16 protein-coding genes and 1 pseudogene are annotated in these 16,415 nt (G+C 37.6%); 11 read left to right on the top strand and 6 right to left on the bottom strand.

Annotated elements, in window-relative coordinates:
* Positions 1–40 precede the first annotated feature (40 nt).
* The 5 genes from Q9Q86_RS05620 to Q9Q86_RS05600 form a co-directional block, all read right to left on the bottom strand.
* The gene (locus Q9Q86_RS05620) at positions 41–1,129 is read right to left on the bottom strand and encodes a porin (protein WP_112987511.1); all 1,089 of its coding nucleotides are present in this window, start codon (positions 1,127–1,129) and stop codon (positions 41–43) included.
* Positions 1,130–1,381: 252 nt separating this feature from the next.
* Positions 1,382–1,795 carry an HIT family protein gene (locus Q9Q86_RS05615; protein ID WP_112987512.1) on the bottom strand — a complete coding sequence of 138 codons (414 nt, stop codon included), beginning with the start codon at positions 1,793–1,795 and terminating at the stop codon, positions 1,382–1,384.
* 89 nt (positions 1,796–1,884) lie between these two features.
* The gene (locus Q9Q86_RS05610) at positions 1,885–2,154 is read right to left on the bottom strand and encodes a YARHG domain-containing protein (RefSeq protein ID WP_004954451.1); all 270 of its coding nucleotides are present in this window, start codon (positions 2,152–2,154) and stop codon (positions 1,885–1,887) included.
* 351 nt (positions 2,155–2,505) lie between these two features.
* Positions 2,506–3,378: an NAD(P)-dependent oxidoreductase gene (locus tag Q9Q86_RS05605; RefSeq protein WP_112987513.1), complete on the bottom strand. Its 873-nt coding sequence runs from the start codon at positions 3,376–3,378 to the stop codon at positions 2,506–2,508.
* A 3-nt stretch (positions 3,379–3,381) separates the two neighbouring features.
* A complete protein-coding gene (locus Q9Q86_RS05600) occupies positions 3,382–4,467 on the bottom strand; it encodes an alpha/beta fold hydrolase (RefSeq protein WP_112987514.1) in 1,086 nt (361 codons plus the stop codon).
* 346 nt (positions 4,468–4,813) lie between these two features.
* On the opposite strand from Q9Q86_RS05600, the gene Q9Q86_RS05595 reads away from it, so the two are divergent.
* The 11 genes and pseudogenes from Q9Q86_RS05595 (at position 4,814) to aroC (ending at position 14,798) form a co-directional block, all read left to right on the top strand.
* A complete protein-coding gene (locus tag Q9Q86_RS05595) occupies positions 4,814–6,001 on the top strand; it encodes an O-succinylhomoserine sulfhydrylase (RefSeq protein WP_004954447.1) in 1,188 nt (395 codons plus the stop codon).
* Between the two features lie 12 nt (positions 6,002–6,013).
* On the top strand, positions 6,014–6,343 hold the full coding sequence (locus Q9Q86_RS05590; RefSeq protein ID WP_004915785.1) for a YbaB/EbfC family nucleoid-associated protein: 330 nt from the start codon (positions 6,014–6,016) through the stop codon (positions 6,341–6,343).
* A gap of 67 nt (positions 6,344–6,410) precedes the next feature.
* Positions 6,411–7,007: a recombination mediator RecR gene (gene recR / locus Q9Q86_RS05585; RefSeq protein WP_004915789.1), complete on the top strand. Its 597-nt coding sequence runs from the start codon at positions 6,411–6,413 to the stop codon at positions 7,005–7,007.
* Between the two features lie 288 nt (positions 7,008–7,295).
* Positions 7,296–8,438: an HRDC domain-containing protein gene (locus Q9Q86_RS05580; protein ID WP_004915794.1), complete on the top strand. Its 1,143-nt coding sequence runs from the start codon at positions 7,296–7,298 to the stop codon at positions 8,436–8,438.
* A 147-nt stretch (positions 8,439–8,585) separates the two neighbouring features.
* Positions 8,586–8,846 (top strand): YcgL domain-containing protein, encoded by a 261-nt coding sequence (locus Q9Q86_RS05575; RefSeq protein ID WP_235655797.1) that lies wholly within the window; start codon positions 8,586–8,588, stop codon positions 8,844–8,846.
* Complete coding sequence (locus Q9Q86_RS05570) at positions 8,839–9,225, top strand: hypothetical protein (protein ID WP_004915801.1); 387 nt, start codon at positions 8,839–8,841, stop codon at positions 9,223–9,225. Before Q9Q86_RS05575 ends, Q9Q86_RS05570 begins: the two co-directional genes overlap by 8 nt.
* A gap of 39 nt (positions 9,226–9,264) precedes the next feature.
* Positions 9,265–10,116 (top strand): MoxR family ATPase, encoded by an 852-nt coding sequence (locus tag Q9Q86_RS05565; protein WP_004915804.1) that lies wholly within the window; start codon positions 9,265–9,267, stop codon positions 10,114–10,116.
* 12 nt (positions 10,117–10,128) lie between these two features.
* Positions 10,129–11,316, top strand: a complete 1,188-nt coding sequence (locus Q9Q86_RS05560) for a VWA domain-containing protein (RefSeq protein WP_112987516.1) — start codon at positions 10,129–10,131, stop codon at positions 11,314–11,316.
* A gap of 37 nt (positions 11,317–11,353) precedes the next feature.
* Positions 11,354–12,559 (top strand): annotated as a pseudogene (gene trpB / locus Q9Q86_RS05555) (tryptophan synthase subunit beta).
* 125 nt (positions 12,560–12,684) lie between these two features.
* On the top strand, positions 12,685–13,695 hold the full coding sequence (gene prmB, locus Q9Q86_RS05550) for a 50S ribosomal protein L3 N(5)-glutamine methyltransferase (RefSeq protein WP_039047929.1): 1,011 nt from the start codon (positions 12,685–12,687) through the stop codon (positions 13,693–13,695).
* Positions 13,696–13,706: 11 nt separating this feature from the next.
* Positions 13,707–14,798, top strand: coding sequence for a chorismate synthase (gene aroC, locus Q9Q86_RS05545; protein ID WP_004954434.1), 1,092 nt, complete (start codon positions 13,707–13,709; stop codon positions 14,796–14,798).
* A gap of 99 nt (positions 14,799–14,897) precedes the next feature.
* Here aroC and Q9Q86_RS05540 read toward each other — a convergent pair whose 3' ends face one another.
* Positions 14,898–16,127 carry a GGDEF domain-containing protein gene (locus tag Q9Q86_RS05540; protein ID WP_112987517.1) on the bottom strand — a complete coding sequence of 410 codons (1,230 nt, stop codon included), beginning with the start codon at positions 16,125–16,127 and terminating at the stop codon, positions 14,898–14,900.
* Positions 16,128–16,415: the final 288 nt, after the last annotated feature.

Below are 16,415 nucleotides of genomic sequence, written 5' to 3'. Positions count from 1 at the left end.
CGAAACGCCCTTTTATTTAACACTTGAAATAAACTTCTGATTAGAAGTTATATTCCATACCTAAACCAATAACAGTTTTCTTGTTATTGTCTTTCTGCCAGTCAATTTTTTGTTGAGCAACAACACCGTAGAAACGAGCTTGTTTATTGATATTGTAATCAGCACCTACACCGTATAAATCATTTTTACGATCTTCAAGACCATCAACTTCTGTTTTTGCAGAGATATATTCTGCTTTTAACTTCACTGGTGTAGAAGGAATGATATATGCAGCAGTTACACCGAAAGCGTTTTCTTTTAAGCCTTTGTATCCTACAAGTGTATCATCTGTAGGTTTCGCAGTTTGCCATAAACCACCGAATACTAAACCTTCAGCACCTACTTGAGATAAATCAAGTGAGCCAGTTACACGCACTGCATCTGTATATACACCAGATAAGCCATAAGCATTATACTTTGATGCAACTGCAAAGTTACCTGCAACAGCTGCATTTAAACCAATATCTTTATTTTCGTAAGTTAGAGATGTTGAAACACCATCACCAAATCCATTACGACTACCTTTTTGACCACTTGCAGAGTTATCTAGAGGTATTGTTTGACCGTTTTTATCCTTAGTATTTTCATTTTGTTCACCTTGTTGGAACATGATGTTAAACGCTAAACCGCCAAGCAATTTTTTATCAGTTTCAAAACCAATTACGTTAGTTAAGCGATCTTCACCAACAAGAACTTTAGTCATATCCAGTTCATTGTTATCGTTAAAAATATCTTGGTTATTACCAGCTGCAGTTTTGAAGTAAGAATCGTATTGACCAACTTTTAAAGTTGCAACGCCGTTAGATTTAATACCGACAAAACGGTTACGGTTTTTAAAAACATCATCGCCATCTGCCCAAATTTCCCATTCGGCTAAATAAACTGCTGATAAGTTATCAGTCAATTTTTCTTCACCTTTCACACCCAAACGTGAAGCGTTTGAGTTTACTTTCACTACGCTTTCGTCTTTAAAACCGTTGTTGTCAATATTGTCTAAAGTCACACTGAGCTTACCATACAATGTTGGTGCTGCTTGCGCTGCATTCATGGCTAAAGTTGCTACAGTAGCAGCAAGAAGCAATTTTTTCATTGAGATTTCTCCAGAACACTTTTTGTAAATGGCAGTTGCCTTAGTTACTGTTATAAGCTTGCTTGTGTACATAAAGTTACACAGCTCACTGACTTGTATGCAGTATCGGCAAACTTTGTGACAGATAAGTGAAAGAAAAATGACAGTTTAATGACGATTCATATTTAGTAATAATTATATTTGTTATTGATTTTTATATATTTAATAAATAAAAATGGGGCGAAAAGCCCCATCGTATAGATAATTTTTTACTTACAGCACTGCTTTAATCTTTTCAGCAAAGGCTTTAATCTTTTCTTGATCACCCATTTGTGCTGCATGACGACCAAGTTCATGAACTGAGCTAGGAATCAAATGGAAGTGCACATGTGGAACTGTTTGCCCAGCAGCAACTCCTGAAAGTTGCATTAGTACGATCCCTTTAGCATCTAATGCAGTTTCAATCGCTCTAGCAATTTTTTGCACAATTTGAATGGTGTATGCAGCAGCATCCGCAGGTAAATCGAGTAGAGTTACTGCAGGTGTTTTTGGGATAACAAGCGTATGACCTTCCGCTTGGGGCATAATATCCATAAATGCGAGTACTTGATCATCTTCATAGACCTTAATCGCAGGTAATTCGCCACGTAAAATTCTCGCGAAAATATTTTGGTCATCGTATGCCATGATTAATCCTTTATATGATGTACTAAGTTAAAAAATTGCTCCCTTATTGATTTCAATAAGAGAGCCATAGGTGAAGCATTTAAGTCGTTTTATTTGCAATTAAGCTCTTTTTGCCGAGCTTTGATTTGATCGAGACGTTGTTGCTCTTTATCTGAAAATTTTGGCTTAGTCGTATGGCAGTTTTCATTACCATATTTAGCTTTCGCATCAGCGTCTTTAAAACAGAATCCTTTTGATGCATAGATGAGGTTGTAGTCATCTTGCAACTTTTTACATTCTTGTTCTGGTGTGGCAGCTTGGAGATTAAAACCAGTAAAAGAAATTAATCCTGCAATAACTGCAACCGTAAACTTATTCATGAGGTGTTCCTCTATTCAAAAAGGTATAAATCAAGGCTTTATGAAACGATATTCATATGGCATTTGATCCCTACGTACTTACCAATATAAGGCTTATTCATGAAATTTCAATCAATGTGTATTGTTTGAGTGTAATTTTTACTTCATGATTTATTCATATTCAAAAATAAAAAATATATTTTTCATTGACTTAAAGTAAGTTAATTAGCTTTAAATGTAATTTAATAATCTCAAGTTATAAGCATTGAAATAAATGTAATATTTAAAGCACCACATATTTATGCAATGCTATCTAATAAATTTCAGATATCAAAAGTGTCGATGAATAGAATATTGCCTAAATAAAGGGTCTTATTTAAGCGTAATTTTAGTCCAAGTTTCATACATTTTAACTGCAGCAGAGAAGTCACTATTGGATTCAGCAGTTAAGTTTGCAGCTTGAATGAGACTTTGTGCCAAAGATAGTATAGGTGCAGGTAATTTTGCATCGTGTACCAAATCTAGGGCAATTCCCGTATCTTTTGCTAATAAAGGCAGGGCAAAAGTAACAGGAAACTCTCGACTTAAAACACGTTGCGGGAAAATATTCTCAGTGACTAGGCTTTTACCACTAGAAGCATTAATACAATTCAAGGCGGCATCTAGATTTACGCCATGTGCTTTTAATGTTGTAAAACCTTCAGCTACTGACCATAAATTTACAGCGAGCAGCATGTTATTAATGGCTTTTACTGCAAAGCCTGCGCCAGACTCGCCTACATGTTGAATAAGTTTTCCTAAAGCTGACATAGCAGGATAGGCACGTTCAAATGCATCAATATCACCACCCACCATAAATGTTAAGGTTGCATTTTCTGCACCTATAGTTTGACCACTGACGGGTGCATCCAAAAATGCTACATCTTGAGCTTTGAGCTGTTCAGCTAGACGGCGTGCTACATCAGGGACACCACTGGTGCAGTCAATCCAAATCGCACCTGATTTGATTTTGATACTGCTTATTAGGTTTTCAACATCTTGGCTGGTCGGTAAGCAAGAAAAAATCACATCGGCTTGCGCTGCTTGTTCGAGTTCAGCAGCGATTGTTCCAAATTCTGTTGCATGTTGTTCGGCTTTACTGAAATTTCGGTTCCAAACATAAACGGTGTCGAAATATTTTGGTAAATGAGCAGCCATACGATATCCCATGGCACCTAAACCGATAAATGCAACAGATTGAGTCATAGTTTACCTTTTTAAATGTGTTGAACGTTCTTCTAGCCATTTTGTAAGTGTCGGCCAAAACTCGATTGAGCTATTTTGACTAGACATTAAACCTAAGTGTCCGCCAGGTATAAGAGTAAACGTGACATCTTGGCTATTTGTCAACTGAGTTAATGGAAAAGCGGCATCAGTCGTTACCAGTTGATCACTTTTCCCAGCACCAACTAATAGAGAGCAGTTGATACCTTTTAATTCAATGGTTTTGTTTTTTAGTGTGATTGCACCATTTTTTAATGGGTTCTGCATCCAGACATTAAACAGCATGTCTTGATTAATGCCACCAGGATAATCAATCATATTGTTAAGAAAATGACTTAAAGTTGCATCTTCCTGAACCAGTTTTAGATTATCCAGATTTTTAAGCAGTTGGATATTGCCGTCGATCCAACCTTTAGGATCAAGTAACTTAAAGCCCAAAGAATTTAAAAAACCTGGTGAATGAATCATGAGTTTAGGGAGACGATTGTAAATATAGTCTTTAATCGTCGCATTACGTGTTGTCACATAGGCGAGCGTTTTATACAGCTTACCAATATAACCTGATGCATAACTATCAATTGGACTACCCAATACGATTAGATTTTTTACTGCATCTGGTTGATGGCGTGCTGTATATAGCGTGACAAAGATACCAGCCATACTCCAACCATGTAGTGAGATTTCTTTAGATTTCGAATGCTTTTGAATTGCTTCAATGCAACGTGGAATGAACTTATCGATGAATGATAAGAAATCAATATGATAATTTTTATAAGTTAATTTTCCCCAATCAATCAGGTAAACGTCAAAACCGCTTTCTTGAAAGTGTTTAACTAAAGAACGGTATGGATATAAATCGTATATATCCATATTAATCGCAAGTGGTGCTACGAAGACAAGAGGCTCCTTATAACGCTTGTTTTCAGAAGCATAGAATCTGACACGTGTTTGTTTAAATTCGGCAATAACTTGATAAGGTGTAGATTGAGATAAGACTAATTTGTCTGCTTCAAATACACGCATAGCGAGATGTTTAAAATTTATTTTTTGCTGTTCCACAAGCGATTTCATCTTTTTAAGTCTCATCATGAGTCAAGATTGCACGAAGTCTAAGCGATTATTGTATCTTTCGCCTTGACCTTAAATACCTTAGGCGCTCAAAATGTTGGCACATTTAGGCGGAATTTAATAACACTTTGTAATATGAATTTAATTTTTGTGCGTAAATTAATCAGATAGGATTCTAGAAGAGAGCAATAGTGATCTTATTGCTTGGTTTTATATCCAAATGTGAGAAAATTTTAGTCAAAGTTGAAATGGGCAGAAACCTATAGGTTCATTCTTTGCAATTTGCAAAACTGTCCAGAGTATAGAATAGAGTGTTCCTGAACCCATTAATCATAAGGCATACAAAACGATGAATCCAAATGATGATTTAGAATATCAACTAGATACGCTTGCAATTCGTACTGGTCATAACCGTACTTTTGAAGGTGAGCATAGTGAACCTATTTTTTTAACCTCATCGTTTGTATGTGAAAGCGCTGCTGATGCTGCTGCGAAATTTTCAGGTCAAGTAGCAGGCAATACTTATTCTCGATATACCAATCCAACAGTACAAGCTTTTGAGAAGCGATTGGCTACGCTTGATGGTGCTGAGCGTGCAGTTGCAACAAGTTCTGGTATGGCTGCTGTACATGCAATTTGTATGGCGTATTTGAAAGCGGGTGACCACGTCATTTGTTCACGTGCTGTATTCGGTTCAATTATTGCCTTATTTGAAAAATATGTAGCTAAATTCGCGGTTGAAGTCACTTTTGTTGATTTAGACGATCTTGAAGGTTGGAAAAATGCCTTACAGCCAAATACACGTTTGTTATTTATAGAAACACCATCCAACCCTCTAGCACAAGTTGGTGATATGCAGGCGATTGCAGATATTGCACATGCACATGGTGCTCTTTTCGCTGTAGATAACTGTTTCTGTACTCCAGCATTACAGCAACCCATCAAATTCGGAGCAGATTTAGTTCTATATTCTGCAACTAAATATATTGATGGTCAGGGGCGTGCACTGGGTGGTGCCGTTGTTGGTAAAAATGATTTACTCGAAGAAGTGAATGGTGTGATCCGTACACTAGGCAATTCAATGAGTCCTTTTAATGCGTGGATATTCTTAAAAGGCTTAGAAACATTGAGCTTACGTATGAAGGCACATTGTGCGAGTGCTCAGATATTAGCTGAATGGCTCAAGCAGCATGATAAAGTTGAAAAGGTATATTATGCTGGATTGCCAGATCACCCAGGCCATGAATTGGCTAAGAAACAGCAAAAAGGTTTTGGTGGGGTTGTCTCATTTGTTGTGAAGGGAGAGCGTCAAGGTGCTTGGACTGTAATTGATAATACAAGATTCTTATCCATTACAAGTAATCTTGGTGATGTCAAATCAACAATTACACATCCTGCGACGACCTCACATGGTAGAATGTCGGCTGAAGCCAAACAAGCAGCAGGTATTGAGGAAGGTTTAATCCGTGTATCTGTTGGTTTAGAAGATATCAATGATATTATTCGTGATCTGTCACGTGGTTTAGATTTAATTTAACGAGAGAAAGTTATGAACATTAATATGCTCATGCAGCAAGCTCAGCGCATGCAAAAAGACATGGAAACAAATCTTAAAAAAGCCAAAGAAGAGCTTGCGAAAACTGAAGTTCATGCTGAAGCAGGTGGTGGCTTAGTTAAAGTAACTATGACTTGTCGCCATGTTGTAAAACGTATCGAGATCAGTCCTGATTTATTGCAAGATGAAGCGGACATGATTGAAGACTTGATCGCAGCTGCGATGAATGATGCTGCTCGTCAAGCTGAAGCGATTTCAGAAGAGAAATTGCAAGGTGCAAACTCTGGTATGGGTTTACCACCGGGCTTATCTGGCTTGTTCTAATTGATTACTCCCTAAGTTTGAAAAATAAGCTTAGGGGGATTCTTTCTACAAATATTCGAGTTAATTTGTGTTTAGTGAACGATTTGAACAATTGGTTCAAGCATTGCGTATTTTGCCGAGTGTAGGTCCTAAGTCTGCACAGCGTATGGCATTACATTTATTGATGAAGAACCGTGAAGGTGCTTTTGCACTCTCTTATGCATTGCATGAGGCCTCGAGTCATATTCACGAATGCAGAATTTGTCATTCACTCACTGAAAATGAAATTTGTGATATTTGTGCGTCGACAGAGCGTGATTCAAATTTACTGTGTGTGGTTGAGTCACCCGCTGATGTTATGGCAATTGAACAAAGTGGAAGCTTTAGAGGTAAATATCATGTTTTAGGTGGGCATCTATCACCACTTGATGGTATTGGACCTGAGGAAATAGGCATCCCATATTTAGTGCAGCGTTTAAGTGAAGGTCAAATTGAAGAAGTGATCCTAGCAACTAATGCAACAGTTGAGGGGCAAGCAACGGCACATTATTTGGTTGAAGCGACAAAACACTTGCCAATACATATGACTCGAATTGCACAAGGCGTACCTCAGGGTGGTGAATTGGAATATGTAGACAGTCACACTTTGAGTCAGGCTGTACATAATCGAATGCGTATGAAATAAGACTAAGGTCGATATAATTTATATATTTATTTTAAATTCATGCTGTTAATTTAAACAAATAATTAAATTTTACATTTTGTCTTACATTATCATAGCTATAATTATTTAAATTTGTGGCACTATTGGCTGGCGAAATGGACTTTCGCTGATTTACAAATGGAATAGGGAGTAATTTCATGTTTTGCATGTGGAATACTGAGTAAATTTTTGCATCTGATCTCGCTTGAGCAATAACTGCAATGAAATCGTTGCATCGCTATGTTTTTAATTTTTTTTACTTGAGCAATTATGTTTCAGTTTATCCAACAGCAAAAAGATCTAGCTGTTCTCCTCAATCAAATGGAACATTGTTCCACATACGCACTTGATACTGAGTTTATTAAGGTTGATACCTTATATCCGAAATTAGGCGTTTGCCAAATCAATGTAAATGATCAGGTTTCGTTGTTAGATGGCGCTGCGCTAGATTTATCTGATTTTTGGCGTAAGGTTTTTGAAGCTCAGCAGAATATCTTTCATGCATGCGGTGAGGATATTGATCTGATTTATCATTACGCAGATCAAAAGCCATTAAAAAATGTATTTGATACGCAAGTCGCGATGGCTTTTCTTGGTCATGGTTTGCAGGTCAGCTATCAAAATGCATTAAAAACTTGTTTGAATATTGATATCGATAAAGACCAAACACGTTCGGATTGGTTAGCACGTCCACTTAGTCAAGAGCAAATGAGTTACGCCGCAAATGACGTACTATATTTAAATAAGCTGGCAGAAAGACTGAAGTTTGATCTTCAAACAAAGGGTTTATATTCCTATGTTTTAGAGGATTGCCAAAATCTAACTAAAGAAATCGCATTAGAGACACCATTATCTGAACTTTATACGGATATTGGTAATTATCGTCACTCTAGGCGTGAGTTGATGCAATTACAACAATTAAGCATCTGGCGTGAACAAATTACCAAAGCGATGAATCAACCGCGTAGTTTCATACTTAAAAATGCCACAATGATTGATCTAGTCGAAAAGAATCCGCGAAATACTTTCCAGTTGGCACAAGTTAAAGACATGCGACCAAATATTGTGCGTGAGCATGGTAAAACAATTTTAGATCTACTGAAGTTTTTACCCCCAGAAGATGAATGGCCATTGCGTTTGGCGCGTCCTGTCAAAAACAACTCCAAAGAAATTGCACCTCGTGTTGATCTATTGATCGAAATGGTGGTCAATAAAACAGGTATTCCAAAGGAAGTGTTGTTACGTAAGAAGTGGCTAAATGCGATTTATGAGCATGTGGTCTTTCATCTCGATGAACAAGATTTACCAAGTTATTTATTAGGTTGGCGCTATGATCTTTTGACAGAGCCGTTAATTGCACTTTTCAAAGAAGATATTGAGTTTTTAACAACTCAAATGAAGATTTCTAGGTAAATAAGAACAGTATAAAATACGACTGTAGCGTTAACATTCCTTAATGTACCTACAGTTTTTTTCATGTATGCTGTTTTTGATTGATAATGGTTGTGAGTAAACATGCACTGCGATATTTATAGATCGAGTAAAAAAGACGAAATGTATATTTATATTGCTCGTCCAAACTATCCTGAGGATAAAGATCAAGAGAATCCTCTAGAAGTCGTTCCTGAAAATGTCTTGCAAGCTTTTGGTAAAGCAACATTTGTAATGCACTTAGAGTTGCATGCTGATCGTAAGCTTGCACGTGCAAATGTCTTGCATGTATTAGACTCTTTGCAAACCAAAGGCTTTTTTATTCAAATGCCACCAGAAGGTCTTATCAACCCGAATGCTGTAGAACCTGAGGGATTACGCGGTGCTTGAGACTCTAACGGCAATATGGTCACAAATTCTTTCGGTCTTTGATCAATTTCCAGAAGAAAATGTAGCCATTATTGTTTATGTGACTGGAACATTGATTGCATTATGGTGCTGGTATCGTTTGATGTCTCGTTTACCGAATCCAGTAGGTGGAATACTTTGGATTATTGTTTTTGCAATTTTAGTCACACCAACCATCTCCGAGGGACCTAATTCTGCATTAGCCCCAGCAATCTTTGGACTGATCTTCGGTGTACTTACCAAAGAGCATGTTCTTATTTGGTCAAATTTATCCTTAATTTTATTTGTAATTGGATTAGGATTACTGGTTGGGTTTTGCTGGTCTAAATACACTGCAAATAAAACAGGACACACGGTTTAAATCTACACACAGTTAAATATAGAAAAATAAGGTTTTAAAATGTCTGCTGATACACAACACTTTACTGGTACAGATCAATATATCGCAACCGATAGCCTCAAACTTGCTGTCAAAGCTGCACGAGCTTTACAAAAGCCTTTATTAGTTAAAGGTGAGCCAGGGACAGGTAAAACTTTACTTGCTGAGCAGGTTGCTGAAAGCTTAGGTTTGAAATTGATTACTTGGCATATCAAGTCAACGACTAAAGCACAACAAGGTTTGTATGAGTATGATGCTGTATCTCGCTTACGTGATAGCCAGTTAGGCGATGATCGTGTATATGACATTAAAAACTATATTAAACCAGGTAAGTTGTGGGAAGCATTTACCAGCGAAGAACGTTGTGTATTGTTAATTGATGAAATTGACAAGGCAGATATTGAGTTCCCAAATGATTTGTTGCATGAACTCGACAAAATGTCTTTCTATGTTTATGAGACAGGGGAAACAATTACCGCAACTCAACGACCTATCGTTATCATCACTTCAAATAATGAAAAAGAACTTCCAGATGCATTCTTGCGTCGTTGCTTCTTCCATTATATTGAATTCCCTGATGAAGCAACCATGCGTGACATTATTGCTGTTCATTTCCCAAGTATTTCTAATACGTTGGTGAGCGAAGCATTACAAATATTCTTCAAGTTACGCCAAGTGCCAAACCTGAAAAAACCACCATCAACATCTGAATTGATTGATTGGTTGAGCTTACTTATGGCTGATGATATGCCTGAAGATGTATTGCGCAATCATGATAAATCAAAAGCAATTCCGCCACTGTATGGTGCTTTGATTAAAAATGAACAAGATGTGCAGTTACTCGAGCGTTTAGCTTTTATGTCACGCCGTTAAGAGTGTCTACCAATGTTTGTGAGACTGTTTTACACCTTACGTAAATATGGCGTTCCTGTTACCACCCGTGAATTGATTGATCTTAATCAGGTTGTGGCTTCAGGTCTTGTTTTCGCAGATCAAGACGAGTTCTATCAATTGGCTAAAACTGTCTTAGTCAAAGATGAACGATATTTTGATAAGTTTGATCGTGCTATGAAAGATTATTTTGATGGCATTGAAACTTTCGATTTAGATGAATTGCTTAAACAGGTTCATAAACTACCTAAAGATTGGTTTGATCTTGAGCTTTTAGAGAAACATCTAACACCAGAGCAACGTGAAGAACTACAAAAGGCCGGTTCCCTCGAAGAATTGATGAAAATGTTGGAAGAGCGTTTACGCGAACAACATAAAAAGCATCAAGGTGGCAATCGCATGATTGGTACGGGTGGAACTTCACCTTTTGGTGCCTTTGGTGATCATCCTGAAGGTGTGCGTATTGGTGGGCCAGGACGCAAACGCTCGGCTGTAAAAGTATGGGAGCAACGTAAATACCAAAATCTTGATGATGATCAGGTTTTAGGTACACGCCAAATGCAAATTGCTTTACGTCGCTTACGTAAATTTGCGCGACAAGGCGCAGCAGAAGAGTTAGATGTAGATAGTACGATCCGAGAGACTGCAAAACAGGGGATCTTAGACGTACAACTTGTTCCGGAGCGCCGTAACCGTATTAAGGTTTTGATGCTATTTGATGTTGGTGGCTCCATGGATGCTTATATTGCTGAATGTGAGAAGTTGTTTAGCGCTGCCAAGTCAGAATTTAAGACACTAGAGTATTTCTATTTCCATAACTGTCTCTATGACTATGTTTGGAAAGATAATCATCGTCGTAGTTCTACACGTATGAATACATGGGATTTATTTCATACATATGGGCGTGACTATCGTGTCATCATCGTAGGTGACGCGAGTATGGCACCTTATGAGCTAAAGTCCGCGGGTGGTTCAGTTGAATATATGAATGATGAAGCTGGTGAGGTTTGGTTAAGGCGATTACGCCAACATTTTGATAAAACAGCTTGGTTAAATCCTGAAGTAGAAGGCTATTGGCATTACACACAGACTATTGGCTGGATTAAAGAGATTTTTGAAAATCATATGTATCCGATGACCCTCAAGGGGATTGAGGATATGACACGATATTTATCACGCTAAAAATTGACATTAATACTTTATAAGAACAGGAAAAGACATGGAACATCAAATTAACGGCATTGCTTTGCCTAATGAATTAGGCTTTTTTGGTAATTTTGGCGGTCAATTTATTCCTCCTCATTCAAAAGAGGCAATGGACGAAATTAACAATGCTTATGAAGAAATTCGTCATACAGCTGAATTTCAAGATGAACTTAATGATTTGTTTAAAAATTATGTTGGTCGCCCAAGCCCTTTATTTCATGCGAAACGTCTATCTGATCAACTAGGTGGAGCACAGATTTATTTAAAACGAGAAGATCTTAACCATACTGGTGCTCATAAAATTAATCACTGTTTAGGTGAGGCTTTGCTTGCTAAATATATGGGCAAAAGCAAGGTCATAGCTGAAACTGGCGCAGGACAGCATGGTGTTGCTTTAGCAACTGCTTGTGCATTAGTCGGTATTCCTTGTGAAATTCATATGGGACAAGTAGATATCGAAAAATAACATCCAAACGTCGTTAAGATGAAAATTTTGGGTGCAAAGTTGGTTTCTGTTACTCAGGGGACTGCAACTTTAAAAGACGCCGTGGATAGTGCTTTTGAAGAATATTTAAAAGATCCAAAAAATTATATTTATGCGATTGGTTCTGTGGTTGGTCCGCATCCATTTCCAAAAATGGTACGTGACTTTCAGTCGATTATTGGAAGTGAAATTAAAACTCAAGCAAACGAACGTTTTGGACAAAACCCTGATTATGTAGTTGCATGTGTAGGTGGTGGGTCAAATGCGATTGGTGCTTTCACTGCATTTTTAAATACCCCTGAAGTAAAACTTGTTGGGGTTGAACCAGCAGGTCACGGCTTAGATACGGATAAACACTCAGCTACACTTACATTGGGTAAGCCAGGTCAAATTCATGGTATGGCGTGTTATGTGCTTGAGGATGATCAAGGAGAACCTCTACCTGTACATTCGATTGCATCTGGTTTGGATTATCCTGGTGTAGGACCACAACATAGTTTTCTTAAAGAGTTGGGATGTGTTCAATATGAAACAGCAACAGATCAAGAGTGTTTAGATGCATTTATGACGCTTTCGCGTGTCGAAGGTATTGTGCCTGCTCTAGAAAGCTCCCATGCGGTGGCTTGGGCATTACGTGAAGCACCTAAAATGGATAAAAATATAAAGATCGTCGTGAATCTTTCTGGTCGTGGAGATAAGGATTCAGACTATGTTGCTCAAAAGTTGGGTTTGTAATTTTCCACCTTGATTTAAATTTCATAAACCGTTTCTAGTCTGTAGAAGCGGTTTTTTACTGTTAAATAGGCTTGAATCCCGTTAGAATAAAGCGTTTTTGCTATTTGCATTTTGGAGACGCCTAAGTGGAGCGACCTACAATCAGCCCTGAACATTTACAAGAAGCGGCTGAAAATTTAGTAACCATTCGAGATTTTATTCGTTTTGGTGTAACCGCACTTCGTCAATATGACGCACACTTAGGACAAGGTACTGAAGATTATTTTGCAGAAAGTTCAGCTTTAGTTTTACAAACTTTATCACTAGAGTGGAATGCAGATTCAGAAATTCTAGATGCGAAACTTTTGCCGAGTGAAAAGGCTGAATTCCTTAGTTTGTTAGAACGTCGAATCAACGAACGAGTTCCAACCTCATACTTATTGAATTTGGCATATTTCTTTAATAAGCCATTCTATGTCGATGAGCGTGTTTTGATTCCGCGTTCACCAATTGCTGAATTAATTGAACAGCGTTTTGCACCATACTGTTTAGATGAAAATGGACAAATGCTTGAAGCTTTAAATAGCTTACCTGTTAATCCAAATCCAAAAACACCGCAACGTATTTTAGATATGTGTACAGGTTCTGGTTGTATTGCAGTTGCATTAGCCTATGCATTTCCTGATTCTGAAGTAGATGCTACTGATATTTCTAAAGAAGCTTTAGAAGTTGCTTCAATTAATACAGAACATCACAACAAACAATATCAAGTTGCATTGCTGGAATCTGATTTGTTTGCAAAAATCCCAGCTGAAAATCAATATGACCTTATTGTCAGCAATCCACCATATGTGGATGCAGAAGATATGGCCGATTTACCAGATGAATTTTTGCATGAACCTGAATTGGCACTTGCTGCGGGACAGGATGGTTTGGATTTAGTTCGCAAAATGTTAGCTCAAGCTGCTGATTATTTGACTGAAGATGGTCTAATCGTCATCGAAGTGGGTAACTCAGAATGGGCAATGCGCCAAAACTTCAATACAGTTGACTTCCATTGGCTCACTTTCCAAAAAGGCGGTTCTGGTATTTTTGCATTAACTGCTGAACAATGCCGCCGTTATAAAGAAATATTTCAGCAATCTGTTCAAAGTTAAGGGGCTAAAACATGGCAGGGAATAGTATTGGGCAACTCTTTAAGGTAACAACATGTGGTGAATCGCATGGTGCTGGCTTAATGGCAATTGTCGATGGAGTGCCACCAGGTCTTGAACTGTGTGAAGCTGATTTACAACGTGATTTAGATCGCCGTAAGCCAGGTACCTCTAAGTTCGCAACACAACGTAAAGAGCCAGATGAAGTTGAAATTATATCAGGTGTTTTCGAAGGAAAAACAACCGGAACTTCGATCGGTTTACTAATTCGTAATACAGATCAAAAATCAAAAGATTACGGTAATATTGCTCAAACTTTCCGCCCTGGTCATGCTGACTATACTTACACGCAAAAATACGGTTTCCGTGATTATCGTGGTGGTGGTCGTTCAAGCGCTCGAGAAACAGCTATGCGTGTTGCTGCAGGTGCTATTGCAAAGAAATACTTAGCTGAGAAATTTGGAATCGATATTCGTGGTCATGTCACTCAAATCGGTAATGAGGTTGCTGAGAAATTAGATTGGAATGAAGTTCCAAATAATCCATTCTTTTGTGGTGATGTTGATGCGGTCCCTCGTTTTGAACAACTTGTGACTTCATTACGTGAGCAAGGAACAAGTTGTGGGGCTAAACTGGAAATCCTCGCTGAGAAGGTTCCTGTGGGTTGGGGTGAACCTGTTTTTGATCGATTAGATGCTGATATTGCACATGCGATGATGAGCATTAATGCTGTAAAAGGCGTTGAGATCGGGGATGGTTTCGCTGTTGCGGGTCAATTTGGTCACGAAACTCGTGATGAACTCACTACAGATGGTTTTCTTGCAAATCATGCTGGTGGAATTCTAGGTGGTATTTCAAGTGGACAAACAATCCGTGTTGCAATCGCTCTAAAACCGACTGCTAGTATTACAACACCGGGTAAAACAATCACGATTGATCGTGAAAATACAGATGTATTAACGAAAGGGCGACATGACCCATGTGTAGGTGTACGTGCTACACCTATTGCAGAAGCAATGTTGGCAATTGTATTGATGGATCATTTTTTAAGACATCGTGCTCAAAATGCTGATGTAGTTCCGCCATTTAAACCTATAGAACCATAAAATATAAAGACACCTATTATTAAATTAATAGGTGTCTTTTTTATCAGTGGTTAAAATAATATAAAATTATTTAAATAAATTTAAATTATATTTTAGTGGTTATAATAACTCTGAAACTTTATTATTTGACGTTGCAATATGATATTGGTTCCGACCATTACTCTTAGCAATATATAATGCATGATCTGCTTGAGATACGAATTCTGAAAGACTGTCATTTAGTGTTGGTGTAATGGTTGCCACACCAACACTGATCGTAACGTGCTTAGAAATATTGCTTCGAGGATGCACAATACCAATATTTCTGACTAGTTCCATTAAGCGCTGAACTTGAATAATAGCCTGATCTCGATCAGTCATAGAGAACAATAGCAAAAACTCTTCACCACCATACCGAGCAGCTAAATCTCCACTTCTTGATGCAATCGAACCCAACATAATTGCGATACGTCTAAGGCATTGATCACCTTGAATATGACCTAGTGTATCGTTATAGAGTTTGAAGAAATCAATATCAATCATCATGATGGTAAGTGGCATCTCATGTCGAGTGGCTCTTTTCCATTCGTTCTCAAGTACTTCATCTAGATAGCGACGATTTGCTAAGCCCGTTAAAGCATCTTGTTGAGATAAAATTGATAATTGCTGTGCTTGACGCATCAACTCAAGACGATTCAGTTCAATCATGCAATTTTGTAGATAGTTTTCTCGATGTTGTCGATCAGTTGCATAAGCTAAAGCCATGCCTAAAAAACTACTGAAGGTATATGTGCGATGTAAATAAGTCCAATCAATAGAACCATTTAGCCAAGTACTTGCAGCTACACCAATCAATCCACCAGCCCAACCAGCAATAATGGCTGTGTAAAAACGCATTCCAACGAAGCCATAAATAATTACGACGGCATACATCATTGCTGCGTGGAATAAAACGTTATTTTGACCTTGTTCAAGTACGTTGATAAGGGTAAATGTGATTGCAACGGCACCCATTGAACCCAAACAAACATAATGATCAAACCATTTATTCAGTTTCGGTGCAAAGGCAAGTAACCAAGCCAGCATAATGATAATGCCAACCCAGCCATAATAAGCAAACCATTCAAAACGCATGCCTGAAGGGAGAACTTGATAGATACCAAAGCTTAGAAACGCATATAACCCTAAAATAATAGGAGCTCTATAACGAAACTCATAAGCTGCTTCATTTCTATACTGATCTTTGTAGATCGATTCTAATTCTTTAGGAAACCAAACTAAATTTAGCCCGCGAGAAATTAACAAGTCGATTTGTTCTTGTCCCAAAATATTGGAAGCCTTCAACTTCATCTTATCTCTCACCACTCCCAAATATTTTTATACATGTAAAATAGGGATTATTTAAAAAACTATGTTGCATCGAATTAAATTAAAAATTTTTATTCGATAATAAAAAAATAATTAGTGCAAAATTCAACTTTAATTAGTCCCCACGCATCATCCATTGATCGAATTTATTAAAATCTATTAAATAATATAATGATTCAGACGAATAAAATATCAAACCCTTAAAAACTGTTACAAATTTACCAAGAATGATTGTATATTTGGAGCAATAAGATACAATTTAGAAAAAAG

The organism is Acinetobacter sp. A22 (assembly GCF_030913345.1).
Lineage (GTDB): Bacteria > Pseudomonadota > Gammaproteobacteria > Pseudomonadales > Moraxellaceae > Acinetobacter > Acinetobacter junii.
Note: the sequence above shows the minus strand (reverse complement) of the source record. Positions and strands in the feature narration are given on the sequence as shown.

Bases quoted from the DNA above. Each gene is read 5' to 3' on its own strand.
- Q9Q86_RS05580 (WP_004915794.1), top strand. From the start codon at position 7,296: ATGTTTCAGTTTATCCAACAGCAAAAAGATCTAGCTGTTCTCCTCAAT.
- Q9Q86_RS05590 (WP_004915785.1), top strand. From the start codon at position 6,014: ATGAACATTAATATGCTCATGCAGCAAGCTCAGCGCATGCAAAAAGAC.
- Q9Q86_RS05605 (WP_112987513.1), bottom strand. From the start codon at position 3,378: ATGACTCAATCTGTTGCATTTATCGGTTTAGGTGCCATGGGATATCGT.
- Q9Q86_RS05595 (WP_004954447.1), top strand. From the start codon at position 4,814: ATGAATCCAAATGATGATTTAGAATATCAACTAGATACGCTTGCAATT.
- aroC (WP_004954434.1), top strand. From the start codon at position 13,707: ATGGCAGGGAATAGTATTGGGCAACTCTTTAAGGTAACAACATGTGGT.
- Q9Q86_RS05560 (WP_112987516.1), top strand. From the start codon at position 10,129: ATGTTTGTGAGACTGTTTTACACCTTACGTAAATATGGCGTTCCTGTT.
- Q9Q86_RS05565 (WP_004915804.1), top strand. From the start codon at position 9,265: ATGTCTGCTGATACACAACACTTTACTGGTACAGATCAATATATCGCA.
- Q9Q86_RS05600 (WP_112987514.1), bottom strand. From the start codon at position 4,467: ATGAAATCGCTTGTGGAACAGCAAAAAATAAATTTTAAACATCTCGCT.
- Q9Q86_RS05540 (WP_112987517.1), bottom strand. From the start codon at position 16,127: ATGAAGTTGAAGGCTTCCAATATTTTGGGACAAGAACAAATCGACTTG.
- Q9Q86_RS05610 (WP_004954451.1), bottom strand. From the start codon at position 2,154: ATGAATAAGTTTACGGTTGCAGTTATTGCAGGATTAATTTCTTTTACT.
- Q9Q86_RS05620 (WP_112987511.1), bottom strand. From the start codon at position 1,129: ATGAAAAAATTGCTTCTTGCTGCTACTGTAGCAACTTTAGCCATGAAT.
- Q9Q86_RS05615 (WP_112987512.1), bottom strand. From the start codon at position 1,795: ATGGCATACGATGACCAAAATATTTTCGCGAGAATTTTACGTGGCGAA.